At 72.6% G+C, this 12,922-nt stretch carries 10 protein-coding genes; 8 read left to right on the plus strand and 2 right to left on the minus strand.

The features are described 5' to 3' along the window. Positions 1-21: 21 nt before the first annotated feature. Complete coding sequence (locus IF83_RS0104935; RefSeq protein ID WP_051722483.1) at positions 22-1,725, plus strand: IucA/IucC family protein; 1,704 nt, start codon at positions 22-24, stop codon at positions 1,723-1,725. 40 nt (positions 1,726-1,765) lie between these two features. Then, on the plus strand, positions 1,766-3,754 hold the full coding sequence (locus IF83_RS0104940; RefSeq protein WP_030542777.1) for an ATP-dependent DNA helicase: 1,989 nt from the start codon (positions 1,766-1,768) through the stop codon (positions 3,752-3,754). 80 nt (positions 3,755-3,834) lie between these two features. Here IF83_RS0104940 and lexA read toward each other — a convergent pair whose 3' ends face one another. Continuing rightward, positions 3,835-4,566 (minus strand): transcriptional repressor LexA, encoded by a 732-nt coding sequence (gene lexA / locus IF83_RS0104945; RefSeq protein WP_463607008.1) that lies wholly within the window; start codon positions 4,564-4,566, stop codon positions 3,835-3,837. A gap of 564 nt (positions 4,567-5,130) precedes the next feature. Between lexA and nrdR the strand changes: the two genes are divergently transcribed. The 6 genes from nrdR to IF83_RS29875 all read left to right on the plus strand — a co-directional run bounded on the left by nrdR (position 5,131) and on the right by IF83_RS29875 (position 11,996). Further along, positions 5,131-5,679 carry a transcriptional regulator NrdR gene (gene nrdR, locus IF83_RS0104950; RefSeq protein ID WP_051722472.1) on the plus strand — a complete coding sequence of 183 codons (549 nt, stop codon included), beginning with the start codon at positions 5,131-5,133 and terminating at the stop codon, positions 5,677-5,679. 111 nt (positions 5,680-5,790) lie between these two features. Then, a complete protein-coding gene (locus IF83_RS0104955; protein WP_030542780.1) occupies positions 5,791-8,670 on the plus strand; it encodes a vitamin B12-dependent ribonucleotide reductase in 2,880 nt (959 codons plus the stop codon). Positions 8,671-8,870: 200 nt separating this feature from the next. Continuing rightward, on the plus strand, positions 8,871-9,476 hold the full coding sequence (locus IF83_RS0104960; protein ID WP_030542781.1) for a YdbC family protein: 606 nt from the start codon (positions 8,871-8,873) through the stop codon (positions 9,474-9,476). A gap of 171 nt (positions 9,477-9,647) precedes the next feature. Further along, positions 9,648-10,556 carry an ADP-ribosylglycohydrolase family protein gene (locus tag IF83_RS0104965; RefSeq protein ID WP_030542782.1) on the plus strand — a complete coding sequence of 303 codons (909 nt, stop codon included), beginning with the start codon at positions 9,648-9,650 and terminating at the stop codon, positions 10,554-10,556. A gap of 67 nt (positions 10,557-10,623) precedes the next feature. Continuing rightward, positions 10,624-11,325 (plus strand): ribonuclease HII, encoded by a 702-nt coding sequence (locus IF83_RS0104970; RefSeq protein WP_030542783.1) that lies wholly within the window; start codon positions 10,624-10,626, stop codon positions 11,323-11,325. A gap of 65 nt (positions 11,326-11,390) precedes the next feature. After that, positions 11,391-11,996: a hypothetical protein gene (locus tag IF83_RS29875; RefSeq protein ID WP_030542784.1), complete on the plus strand. Its 606-nt coding sequence runs from the start codon at positions 11,391-11,393 to the stop codon at positions 11,994-11,996. 21 nt (positions 11,997-12,017) lie between these two features. Here IF83_RS29875 and IF83_RS0104980 read toward each other — a convergent pair whose 3' ends face one another. Continuing rightward, positions 12,018-12,638, minus strand: coding sequence for a hypothetical protein (locus tag IF83_RS0104980; RefSeq protein ID WP_037678787.1), 621 nt, complete (start codon positions 12,636-12,638; stop codon positions 12,018-12,020). Positions 12,639-12,922: the final 284 nt, after the last annotated feature.

A 12,922-nucleotide genomic window follows, 5' to 3' on the forward strand; every position in this document is an offset into this window, starting at 1 on the left:
TGGCAGCGCGCCGCCCGCCGCATGTTCGCCAAGATGCTCGGTGAACTCGCCTACGAAGAAGTCCTCGTCCCCGAACCCGACGGCCATGACCCGCTCGCTCACCGGCTCACCGTCGCCCCCGGCCTCACCTACCGCTTCCGGGCCCGCCGCGGCGCGTACGGGCACTGGCGGGTGGATCCCGCGTCCATCGCGCCCTGCGCCGACCCGCTGCTCTTCCTCGCCCGCGCTCACCGCACCGTCCTCGGTCTCTCCGGTGACACCACCGGCCACCTCATCCGGGAGCTCACCACCACGCTCGCCGCCGACACCCGTCTCGACGAGGGAGCGCTCAGCGCCGCCGAACTCGCCGACCTCGGCTACGCCGAGCTGGAGGGCCACCAGACCGGCCACCCCTGGCTCGTCGCCAACAAGGGCCGGGTCGGCTTCTCCGCCCGCGACACCGAGCGCTGGGCGCCCGAGGCCCGCCGGCCGCAGCGGCTGCCCTGGATAGCCGTCCACCGCGACCTCGCGGCCTACCGGGGCGTGCCCCGCCTCGACCGGCCGGACCGCCTCTACGCGGAGGAACTCGCCCCGGAGACCCGGGCGGACTTCGCCCGCGCCGTCGCCGAGCAGGGCCGCGACCCGGAGGACTACCTGTGGCTGCCGGTCCACCCCTGGCAGTGGGACGAGAGCATCGCACCGCTGTTCGCCCCGTACATCGCCGACGCCCGGATCATCCCGCTCGCCGAGGACGGCGACCTCCGGCTGCCCCAGCAGTCCATCCGCACCTTCCTCAACATCAGCCGCCCGGAGGCCCGGACGGTCAAACTGCCGCTGTCGGTGCTCAACACCCTGGTCTGGCGCGGCCTGCCGACCGAGCGCACCCTGGCCGCCCCGGCCGTCACCGAGTGGGTGCACGCCCTGCGCGACGACGACCCCTTCCTGCGCGACGAGACCCGCGTCATCCTGCTCGGCGAGACCGCCTCCGTCACGGTCGAACACCCCGTCTACGACCGGCTGCCGGAGGTGCCCTACCAGTACCGCGAACTGCTGGGCTGCATCTGGCGCGAATCCCTCCCGCCGCAGCTCGACCCGGGGGAGCGGGCCCGCACCCTGGCCGCCCTGCTCCACACCGACCCGCACGGGCGCTCCTTCACGGCCGAACTCGTGTCCCGCTCCGGCCTCGCACCCGAAGCCTGGCTGCGCCGGCTCTTCGCCGCGCTGTTGCCGCCCCTGCTGCACTTCCTGTACCGCTACGGCACCGTCTTCTCACCGCACGGGGAGAACGCCATCGTCGTCTTCGACGAACGCGACGTTCCCGTGCGGCTGGCAGTGAAGGACTTCGTCGACGACGTGAACGTCAGCGCCGAGCCGCTGCCGGAGCACGAGGGCATGCCCGAGGCGGCGCGGGACGTCCTGCTCACGGAGGAGCCCTCGTTCCTCACCCAGTTCATCCACTCCGGGCTGTTCATCGGCGTCTTCCGCTATCTGGCACCGCTGTGCGAGGAGCATCTCGGCGTGCCGGAGGACGAGTTCTGGTCCCTGGTGCGCCAGGAGATCCTGCGGCACCACGCCCGCTTCCCGGAGGACAAGGAGCGGTTCGAGACCTTCGATCTGCTCAGTCCCCGCATCGACCGGCTCTGCCTCAACCGCAACCGGCTTCATCTGGACGGCTACCGCGACCGGGCCGACCGCCCCCACGCGGCGGTCCACGGCACCGTCCCCAATCCGCTGGCCCGGACGTGAGGCGGGCGATGTCAGTCCCTGCCCGTAGGGTGGTCACGCTATGACGAAGCCCTCTCTCCCCGAGCTGCTGCACGCCGCCGTCGCCGCCGTCGGCGGCACCGAGCGCCCCGGCCAGGTCACCATGGCCGAATCGGTCGCCGCGGCGATCGACGACGGCTCGCACCTGCTCGTGCAGGCCGGCACCGGAACCGGCAAGTCCCTGGGCTATCTGGTGCCCGCTCTCGCGCACGGGGAGCGGGTGGTCGTGGCGACGGCGACTCTGGCCCTCCAGCGCCAGCTGGTGCAGCGCGACCTGCCCCGCACGGTCGACGCCCTCCACCCCCTGCTGCGCCGCCGCCCCGAGTTCGCCATGCTCAAGGGCCGCTCCAACTACCTCTGCCTGCACCGGCTGCACGAAGGCGTGCCGCAGGAAGAGGAGGACGGCCTCTTCGACGTCTTCGAATCGGCCGCCCCCAGCAGCAAGCTCGGCAAGGACCTCCTGCGGATGCGGGACTGGGCCGACGAGACGGAGACCGGCGACCGGGACGCCCTCTCACCCGGAGTCTCCGACCGCGCCTGGGCCCAGGTCTCCGTCTCCTCCCGCGAGTGCCTCGGCGCCTCCCGCTGCGCCTACGGCGCCGAGTGCTTCGCGGAGGCGGCCCGCGAGCGCGCCAAGCTGGCCGATGTCGTGATCACCAACCACGCCCTGCTCGCGATCGACGCCCTGGAGGGCGCGCCCGTGCTGCCGGGTCATGAGGTGCTGATCGTCGACGAGGCCCATGAACTGGTCTCCCGTGTCACGGGGGCGGCCACCGGCGAGCTGACCCCCGGATCGGTCAACCGCGCGGTGCGCCGTGCCGCCAAGCTCGTCAACGAGAAGGCGGCCGACGCGCTGCAGACCGCCGCCGAGGGCTTCGAACGGCTGATGGAACTGGCCCTCCCGGGCCGTTTGGAGGAGATCCCGGAGGATCTCGGGTACGCCCTGATGGCGCTGCGCGACGCCGCGCGCACGGTCATCACGGCCCTCGGCAACACCCGCGACAAGTCCGTGCAGGACGAGGACGCCGTCCGCAAACAGGCGCTGGCCTCGATCGAGAACGTCCACGCGGTGGCGGAGCGCATCGTGGAGGGCTCCGAGTACGACGTCGTCTGGTACGAGCGGCACGACCGGTTCGGTGCCTCCCTGCGCGTGGCGCCGCTGTCGGTCTCCGGACTGCTGCGCGACAAGCTCTTCACCGACCGCTCGGTGATCCTCACCTCCGCCACCCTCCGGCTCGGCGGCGACTTCAACGGCGTCGCCGCCTCGCTGGGCCTGCCTCCGGAGGGCACGGCTCCCGCCGCGGGGGAGGATGCCGAGCCGGTGCCGCAGTGGAAGGGAGTCGACGTCGGCTCCCCCTTCGACTATCCCCGGCAGGGCATCCTGTACGTCGCCCAGCATCTGTCCCAGCCCGGACGGGAGGGCGACCGCGGTGACATGCTCGACGAACTGGCGGAGCTGGTGGAGGCCGCCGGCGGGCGGACTCTCGGCCTCTTCTCCTCCATGCGCGGAGCACGGGCGGCGGCGGAGAACCTGCGGGGCCGGCTGGACCTGCCGGTCCTGCTGCAGGGCGAGGAGACGCTGGGCGAGCTCATCCGGGCCTTCGCCGAGGACGACCGCACCTGCCTCTTCGGCACCCTCTCGCTGTGGCAGGGCGTCGATGTCCCCGGTCCGAGCTGCCAGTTGGTGGTGATGGACCGCATCCCGTTCCCGCGACCGGACGACCCGCTGATGAGCGCGCGGCAGAAGGCGGTCGAGGAGAACGGAGGCAACGGCTTCATGGCCGTCGCCGCCACCCACGCGGCCCTGCTGATGGCCCAGGGCGCCGGCCGGCTGGTCCGCGCCACGGGAGACCGGGGGGTGGTCGCCGTCCTGGATCCACGGCTGGCGCGAGCCCGGTACGGCAGCTTCCTCCGTGCCTCGATGCCGGACTTCTGGTACACCACGGACCGCAACCAGGTGCGCCGCTCGCTGGCGGCCATCGACGCGGCGGCTCGCACCGAGGAGCGCTGACCGGCGCCGGACGCGGGCGGGCAAAGGAGGAGCCCCGGAACCGGCGCAGTGGTTCCGGGGCCCAGCCGTGGGGGCGTGGCTCAGACTCGGCGGAGCACCGCGACGACCTTGCCCAGGATGGTGGCCTCGTCACCCGGGATCGGCTGGTAGGAGGCGTTGTGCGGCAGCAGCCACACGTGGCCGTCCTCGCGCTTGAAGCGCTTGACCGTGGCCTCGCCGTCGAGCATGGCCGCCACGATGTCGCCGTTCTCGGCGACGGGCTGGCGGCGTACGGTGACCCAGTCGCCGTCGCAGATGGCCGCCTCGATCATCGAGTCACCGACGACCTTGAGGACGAACAGCTCGCCGTCACCCACCAGTTGACGGGGGAGCGGGAAGACGTCCTCGACCGACTCCTCGGCCAGGATCGGACCGCCGGCCGCGATCCGGCCGACCAGCGGGACGTACGAGGCGGCGGGCTTGCCGGCGGTGTCGGCGGGCACGGGGCTGGGGGTGTCCGAGCCGCGTACCTCGTAGGCGCGGGGGCGGTGCGGGTCGCGCCGGAGGAAGCCCTTGCGTTCCAGGGCCATGAGCTGGTGTGCCACCGAGGAGGTGCTGGACAGCCCCACCGCCTGTCCGATCTCCCGCATGGACGGTGGGTATCCCCGCCGCTGGACGGAGTCCCGGATGACCTCGATGACCCGGCGCTGCCGGTCCGTGAGCCCGGAGCTGTCCGCGCGGATTCCCGGGGGCCGTCCGGGCAGCGAGCGCGTGGGCTTCTGGTCCTCCGGGCTCAGGGCCGGTGTTCCGTCGGCCGGGCGGCTCTGCTCCAGCCCGTGCGGGACCCGGTCCTGGGCGGTGATGGTCGCGCTGTCTGCGGTGGTGGTCACGTCGGCCCCTCTCTCAAGTGTCTCCCTCTAGCTGGACAACGGTAGTTGCTTTCGAAAGGTTGCGCCAAACACACGTTCGAGTGAAAATTCGCAGTTCAATCGGCTTGATCATGAGATCAGGTGTATATGCCGAGGGTTCCTCCGAGTGAGGAGCCGCGCGCGGGGTACGCGTGCCACGGTGTGCCGGCGCGGGGTGTGCGCCGTCCGGCCGTGTGGCGCGCCCCAGTCTGACACCCCCGCCCCGGGAGGCGCGGCGCGGCCCGGCTCCCGTAGTCTTCGGAAGCCGGCCGGGGCCGCCACGCCCGGTCACCGTGTCTGACGGTCAGCCACCAGATCTAGTGGTCCCATAATCGGCGCGGTCCCAGAAGTTGTGGTTTCGGGTGCGGCGGGGGCTCGGTCATCACCTATGCTGGTGCCTGCTCCGAACGGCCCACGCGGCCGTGCCGGGGCGGTGCGGCCGTGCCGTGCCGTAGACGCGATACGAGGGTCCGAGGAGGGTGAGGAACGATGCACTGCCCCTTCTGCAGGCACCCCGACAGTCGCGTGGTCGACAGCCGGACGACGGACGACGGGACGTCCATCCGCAGGCGCCGGCAGTGCCCGCACTGCTCCCGCCGGTTCACCACGGTGGAGACCGCCTCGCTCATGGTGATCAAGCGGAGCGGGGTCACCGAGCCCTTCAGCCGCGACAAGGTTATCTCCGGGGTGCGCAAGGCATGCCAGGGGCGGCCGGTCACCGAGGACGCCCTGGCGAAGCTGGGCCAGCGGGTGGAAGAGGCCGTGCGCGCCACCGGCAGCGCCGAACTCTCCACCCACGACGTCGGTCTGGCGATACTGGGGCCGCTCAAGGAGCTGGACCTCGTCGCCTATCTGCGCTTCGCGTCCGTCTACCGGGCGTTCGACTCTCTCGAGGACTTCGAGGCCGCCATCGCCGAGTTGCGCGAGGAGCGGCCTCCCGCGGAAGTGGATGACCCCCCGGCCGGGGCTCCGGCCGGACCGGCGGTCCCCGCGCCGGCCGTCACCGGATCCGGGCGTGGGGGTTCCCACGCCGGCTGAGCGGCGGCCGGTCCACCCGGGGCGCGACGCGTCCGGGTATCAGAACAGACACCGTGCCGGGGGAAGATTCCGGGCACATCAGGGCGTTTCAGCCCGTATCAGGGAGGCGGCATGACAGAGACGGCGAGCGGTCCCGCACGAGGTTCCCGTTCCAGGGGGAGCAAGGCGAGCAAGGGCCTGCGCATCGAGCGGATCCACACCACTCCCGGTGTGCATCCGTACGACGAGGTGGTCTGGGAGCGCCGTGACGTCGTCATGACCAACTGGCGCGACGGTTCGGTCAACTTCGAGCAGCGCGGCGTCGAGTTCCCCGACTTCTGGTCGGTGAACGCGGTCAACATCGTGACCAGCAAGTACTTCCGCGGCGCGGTGGGCGCGCCCGACCGCGAGCACAGCCTGAAGCAGCTCATCGACCGCGTGGTCCGGACGTACCGCAAGGCCGGTGAGGAGCACGGCTACTTCGCCTCCCCCGCCGATGCCGAGATCTTCGAGCACGAGCTGGCCCACGCCCTGCTCCACCAGATCTTCAGCTTCAACTCGCCGGTGTGGTTCAACGTCGGGACGAAGCAGCCCCAGCAGGTCTCCGCCTGCTTCATCCTCTCCGTCGACGACTCCATGGAGTCGATCCTCGACTGGTACAAGGAAGAGGGGATGATCTTCAAGGGCGGTTCCGGCGCGGGCCTGAACCTCTCCCGCATCCGTTCCTCCAAGGAGCTGCTCTCCTCCGGCGGCAACGCCTCCGGCCCGGTCTCCTTCATGCGCGGCGCCGACGCCTCCGCCGGCACCATCAAGTCCGGTGGCGCCACCCGCCGCGCGGCCAAGATGGTCGTCCTCGACGTGGACCACCCGGACGTCGAGGCCTTCATCGAGACCAAGGTGAAGGAGGAGGAGAAGGTCCGCGCGCTGCGCGACGCGGGCTTCGACATGGACCTGGGCGGCGACGACATCACGTCCGTCCAGTACCAGAACGCCAACAACTCGGTCCGGGTGAACGACGAGTTCATGAAGGCCGTGGAGGCGGGCGGGAAGTTCGGCCTGCGCGCCCGGATGACCGGAGAGGTCATCGAAGAGGTCGACGCCAAGGGGCTGTTCCGCAAGATGGCCGAGGCCGCCTGGGCGTGCGCCGACCCCGGCATCCAGTACGACGACACCATCAACCACTGGCACACCTCACCGGAGTCGGGCCGGATCACCGCCTCCAACCCCTGCAGCGAGTACATGCACCTGGACAACTCCTCGTGCAATCTGGCCTCGCTGAACCTGATGAAGTTCCTGCGCGACGACGACCGGGGCAACCAGTCGTTCGACGCCGAGCGCTTCGGCAAGGTCGTCGAACTGGTCATCACCGCGATGGACATCTCCATCTGCTTCGCGGACTTCCCGACCCACAAGATCGGGGAGACCACCCGCGCCTTCCGCCAGCTGGGCATCGGCTACGCCAACCTCGGCGCCCTGCTGATGGCCACCGGCCACGCCTATGACTCGGACGGCGGCCGCGCCCTCGCCGGCGCCATCACCTCCCTGATGACCGGCACCTCGTACAAGCGCTCGGCCGAACTCGCCGCGGTCGTCGGCCCGTACGAGGGGTACGCCCGCAACGCCGACGCCCACAACCGCGTCATGAAGCAGCACGCCGACGCCAACGCCGCCGCGAAGCGCATGGACGACCTCGACACCCCGGTCTGGGCCGCGGCGACCGAGGCCTGGCAGGACGTCGTCCGCGTCGGCGCCAAGAACGGGTTCCGCAACGCGCAGGCGTCCGTGCTCGCGCCGACCGGCACCATCGGCCTGATGATGGACTGCGACACCACCGGCGTCGAGCCCGACCTGGCGCTCGTGAAGTACAAGAAGCTCGTCGGCGGCGGCTCCATGCAGATCGTGAACAACACGGTCCCCAAGGCGCTCAAGCGCCTCGGCTATCAGCAGGAGCAGATCGAGGCGATCGTCGCCCACATCGCCGAGCACGGCAATGTGATCGACGCTCCCGGCCTGCGGCCCGAGCACTACGAGGTCTTCGACTGCGCCATGGGCGAGCGCTCCATCTCGCCGATGGGCCACGTCCGGATGATGGCGGCCGCCCAGCCGTTCCTCTCCGGCGCCATCTCCAAGACCGTCAACATGCCGGAGTCGGCCTCGGTCGAGGAGATCGAGGAGATCTACTACGAGGGCTGGAAGCTCGGCCTCAAGGCGCTCGCCATCTACCGCGACAACTGCAAGGTGGGCCAGCCGCTCTCCACGAAGAAGTGGGAGGAGAAGGGCAAGGGCGCTGCCGAGGAGGAGCCGGCGGCCGCCAAGGTCGTCGAGTACCGTCCGGTCCGCAAGCGGCTGCCCAAGGGCCGTCCCGGCATCACCACCTCCTTCACGGTCGGCGGCGCCGAGGGCTACATGACGGCCAACTCCTACCCGGACGACGGCCTGGGCGAGGTCTTCCTGAAGATGTCCAAGCAGGGCTCGACCCTCGCGGGCATGATGGACGCCTTCTCGATCGCCGTCTCGGTCGGCCTGCAGTACGGCGTGCCGCTGGAGACCTACGTCTCCAAGTTCACCAACATGCGGTTCGAGCCGGCGGGCATGACGGACGACCCGGACGTGCGGATGGCGCAGTCGATCGTCGACTACATCTTCCGCAGGCTGGCGCTCGACTTCCTGCCGTTCGAGACCCGTTCGGCGCTGGGCATCCACTCGGCCGAGGAGCGCCAGCGCCACCTCGAGACGGGCTCGTACGAGCCCTCCGACGAGGAAATGGACGTCGAGAGCCTCGCGCAGTCCGCCCCCCGCCGGGCCGAGAGCTCCCCGGCCCCGGCGGCGCAGCCGTCGAAGGCCGCCGAGGCGCCGGCGCCCAAGGAGGCGCACAGCTCCACCGAGCTGGTGGAGATGCAGCTCGGCCTGAATGCCGACGCCCCGCTCTGCTTCTCCTGCGGTACGAAGATGCGCAGGGCCGGCAGCTGCTACCTCTGCGAGGGCTGCGGCTCGACCAGCGGCTGCAGCTGACGGGCGCCGCCTGCCGGGCGGCCCGCGGGGCCGCGGCCCGGCGGGAGCCGGCGCGGACATGACGGAGCAGAGGCGGAGGGGACCGGTCGCCGGCCGGTCCCCTCCGCCGCGTCCCGGGTGCGGAGGGCGCACGCGTCACGCGGGGGCGCACTCCGTGATCACCGGGGTCCGGCGGGCGCGCGGGGCCGTACGATGGCGCGGTGCTGGTCAAGTGGATTCGCTGCACCGTGGTGGACCGCCGCGGTTTCGAGCGCGGGCAGCGGAAGTGGGCGGGGCTGCTCGGCGAGCCCGGCTTCCGGGGGCAGGGCGGCGGCTGGAGCCGTATCCGTCCCGGTGTGGCCCATCTCTTCGGGTTCTGGGAGAGCCGCGCCTTCTACGATTCCTTCATGGCCCGCTCGCACCACCGGCTCGCCGCGGCGCAGGCCGGCACCTACACCGACGCCCGGGTCAGGCTCTTCGAGCACCGGTTCGACGTCAAGGTGGGTTTCCGGCCGACCTTCGCCGACGCGGACGTGGCGCGGGTCGCGCACTGCCGGGTCCACGAACCCCGGGTGGAGCACTTCACGCTGATGCAGGAGAAGGTCTGGAACCCGGCGATGGCCGGATCCCCGGGCATGCTGCGCGGCGTCTTCGGCGAGGCGCCCGGGAACGAGTTCCTGGTGCTCTCCCTGTGGGCGTCGGCGGCGGAGCACGGGAAGTACCGGGAGGAACGCGTGGAGCGGCTCGCCCTGCGGGCCCAGCTGGAGGCCGACGTGGCGGCGATCACCGGTGACGTGGTCGACCTCGAGCCCTCCTGGACCGTCTGACCGGCCGCGGCGCCGAGGCGACGGGTCCCCCGCCGTTGCGCCGGACGTCGCCCACGGGCCGGCCGCGCGGCTGTTCCGCACGCGCCGGCTGACGGGAGCACACTCGACCGGCCCTCCGGGGCGCCGGGGTGTCCCGACGCGTACGGTGCCAGAGGTTAGAGTGCCTGGACGATGACCGCTGATCCCGACCTCGCGCGCCGCTGCGCCCGTGCCCTCGCCGGCCTCCGTGGTCTGACGGTGGGCGACGCGCTCGGTGCCCGGTTCACCGACCCCGCGCACCATGCCGCACTGCGGCGGCGCGAGCTGCCCGCGGGAGTGGCGCGGTGGACCGACGACACCGAGATGGCCTGCTCGGTGGTCGGCGTGCTGTCCGAATACGGCTCCATCGACCAGGACGCACTGGCGCGCTCCTTCGCACGCCACCACGACCCGGACCGTGCCTACGGCTCCACCGTCAACCGGATCCTGCGGGCGATGGGCGAGGGCGGCGACTGGCGCGAACTCGCCTCCGCCCTCTTCAACGGCACGGGGTCCTGGGGCAACGGCGCCGCGATGCGGATCGCCCCCCTGGGCGCCTGGTACGCGGGCGAACCGGAGCGGGCGGTGCGTGAGGCCGAGCTCTCCGCCTACGTCACCCATCAGCACCGGGAGGCCGTCGCCGGAACCATGGCCGTGGCGGCCGCGGCGGCCCTGGTGGCGGCTCCCGGCAGCGGCGGCGGCCCGGAGGGCCTTCTCGGCGCCGTGACCGAGCTCGTGCCGCGCAGCGCCGTCCGGGCCGGTCTGCGGCGGGCCCGTGACCTGCTCGACTACGCCGATCCGGGCACGGTCGCCGCGGTGCTCGGCTGCGGGCGCCGCAACAGCGCGCATGACACCGTGCCCTTCGCCCTCTGGGCCGCGGCCCGCCATCTCGGCGACTTCCGGGCGGCGTTCTGGACCACGGCCCAGGCCGGCGGGGACGTGGACACCACCTGCGCGATCGTGGGCGGAGTGGTCGCCGCCGCCGAGGACGGGGCACCGCCCGCGGCCTGGCTGGAGCGCACGGAGCCGCTGCCGGAGTGGGCGCCCGCCTGCGCGGGCTGACCGGTGCGGCCCGTACGGGTGCCCGCCCGCCGGCCGTCCGACCCGGCCGCGTAACCTGTCTGGCGCCATGCCGTACGAACCACCGACCCACAGCGTCGAGCGCTCGATCCGCGCCACCACCGGCGCGCGCGTCGTCGCCGGCGTCGACGAGGTCGGCCGCGGTGCCTGGGCAGGGCCGGTCACGGTGTGTGCCGCCGTCACGGGACTGCGCCGGCCGCCGGAGGGCCTGACCGACTCGAAGCTGCTCACCCCCAAGCGCCGTACGGAGCTGGCCGCCCGGCTGGAGGGATGGGTCACGGCGCACGCTCTGGGGCACGCCACGCCCCAGGAGATCGACGAGCTCGGCATGACCGCGGCCCTGCGCCTGGCGGCGGTACGGGCCCTGGAGGCGCTTCCGGTCCGCCCCGACGCCGTCATCCTCGACGGCAAGCACGACTACCTCGGAGCGCCGTGGCGGGTCCGCACGGTCATCAAGGGCGACCAGTCCTGTGTGGCCGTGGCGGCCGCCTCCGTGCTCGCCAAGGTGCGGCGGGACGCGCTGATGGCCGATCTCGGCCGGGAATACGAGGAGTTCGCGTTCGCCACCAACGCCGGCTACCCCTCGCCGGCGCACCGGGCCGCGCTGGCCGAGCGGGGGCCGACCGCCCACCACCGGGTGTCCTGGGCCTATATGGACGCGCTGCCCCGGTGGAGGCACCTCAAAAAGGCGCGGACCCACGGGCCGGAGGAGACCGCGGAGTGCGGGGGGCAGCTCGGCTTCGATTTCTGAACGGTTCCCGTTCCCTCCCCGCCCCACCGGTGCGGATCGCACCGGTGTTTGATAGACATCAGCTCATGCCTCTCATCCCCGAGGAGCCTCAGATTCACGCGAGTGTCCCGGGTCCCCGCGCAACTCCGGCCGCCGGCCGTACCGCGCAGACCCCCCGCCCTGTCCCCGGTCCCCGTCCCACGCCGCCGCGGCCGTCCCGGCCCGGCACCGCCCGCGGCGCAGCCGTGCCGGCGCAGCGCGGTCCCCGCGACCGGACCGCGCCCGCGGCCCCCACCGCGGCCGGACCGCAGATCCAGCTGATCCCCGCCCCCGCGGACGGCGCGCTGGACGCCGCGGAGGAGGCCGTCGACCTGCTCCTGGACTCCGGCCGCGCCCCCGGTGACGTCCTCGTCCTGACCACGGGTGAGGAGCACCCGTGGGCCGCGCACGAACTGTCCTTCGGAGAGAAGGCCTACTGGGCGCAGCACGATGCGCGCGAGGACGTCTTCTACGCGGCCGCCTCGGCGGCCGGGCGCACGACGGCACGCCCCGTCGTGGTCGTCGCGGTCAACGGCGGTGCGGACGACGATGCCGTCCAAGCCCTGCCGGCCGCCATGGCGAAGGCCGGTTCGCTGCTCATCGTGTGCGGTGACCCCGAGCGGATCAACTCCCTCATCGGCACCGGAGCCTGACCGCGCGGTGCGCTCCGTCCGTCAGCGGGCGGCCGTACGGCGCCGGGCTTCCGGTGCCCCGCCGGCCGTCCGCCGGGGCGTGACCGCGCCGCGGGTCCGTCCCGCCGGGCGTGCGGCGCCGCCGGGTGCCGCCCCGGCGTGCGGATGGCGGCCGCCCCGGCCCTCGCCGAGCACCCGCCAGCCGCCGGGAGTCAGCACGATGTAGGCGCCACAGCGCAGCCCGTGCAAGGTGCAGGCGTCGCGCAGTCCCCACATCCAGGCTCCGTCGAGGGGCGTCCACTCCTCGCCCCCGTCCCGGCAGTGGAGGAGCACGGCCGTCCGGACGGGACTCCGGCGCCGCAGGTCGTGCGGGACGATCCGGCGCAGCCGGTCGAGCAGGGCGTTGCGGAGCACCCAGCCGTCGGCGACGGTTTGGCCACCGGGGAACGACGCGCTGGCGATGACGCGTTGTTCCGCGTCGAGGACGGCGGCGACGACGATCCCCGGCGCGGGCCGGTGGCGGGTGTGCAGCCCGGTGACGATCTCCCGGGGGTCCCGCAGCAGCGGGATGCCCGCGGCCGCCCACTCCGCGGGTTCCAGGGCCCGCCCGAGCCGGGCGGCGGGCACGGTGGCCGAGGGCGGGACCGCCGCCGGAGAGATCATGGAACCGGAGGTCACGGTCCTCCCTTCGGGGTGCGCGCAGCCGCCATCGGGCGGAGGCGGGGCGCGGGGGCACACCGGACCGGCCTCCGGCCCGTGTGCGAACGAAGCTGTGGTTATCCGATTCTCCCTGGCGGGAGGGCTCCCCGGCAATGAGCAGCCGGGGAGAGCGGCCCGCGAGAACGGCCCGCGAGAACGGCCGGGACAACGGGCCCGCCCGGAACCGGGCCCGTGGGGCGGGGCCGGGTCCGTCCGGTGTCGGCGTGGTCCTCCACGAGGTGGTTGCA

Origin of the sequence: Streptomyces albus subsp. albus, from assembly GCF_000719865.1 — a bacterium.
GTDB classification, from domain to species: Bacteria; Actinomycetota; Actinomycetes; order Streptomycetales; family Streptomycetaceae; genus Streptomyces; species Streptomyces albus_E.

Coding starts and splice junctions, on each gene's coding strand:
- IF83_RS0104970 (WP_030542783.1), top strand. CDS start 10,624: ATGCCGTACGAACCACCGACCCACAGCGTCGAGCGCTCGATCCGCGCC.
- nrdR (WP_051722472.1), top strand. CDS start 5,131: ATGCACTGCCCCTTCTGCAGGCACCCCGACAGTCGCGTGGTCGACAGC.
- IF83_RS0104935 (WP_051722483.1), top strand. CDS start 22: ATGTTCGCCAAGATGCTCGGTGAACTCGCCTACGAAGAAGTCCTCGTC.
- IF83_RS0104940 (WP_030542777.1), top strand. CDS start 1,766: ATGACGAAGCCCTCTCTCCCCGAGCTGCTGCACGCCGCCGTCGCCGCC.
- IF83_RS29875 (WP_030542784.1), top strand. CDS start 11,391: ATGCCTCTCATCCCCGAGGAGCCTCAGATTCACGCGAGTGTCCCGGGT.
- IF83_RS0104980 (WP_037678787.1), bottom strand. CDS start 12,638: ATGATCTCTCCGGCGGCGGTCCCGCCCTCGGCCACCGTGCCCGCCGCC.
- IF83_RS0104955 (WP_030542780.1), top strand. CDS start 5,791: ATGACAGAGACGGCGAGCGGTCCCGCACGAGGTTCCCGTTCCAGGGGG.
- IF83_RS0104965 (WP_030542782.1), top strand. CDS start 9,648: ATGACCGCTGATCCCGACCTCGCGCGCCGCTGCGCCCGTGCCCTCGCC.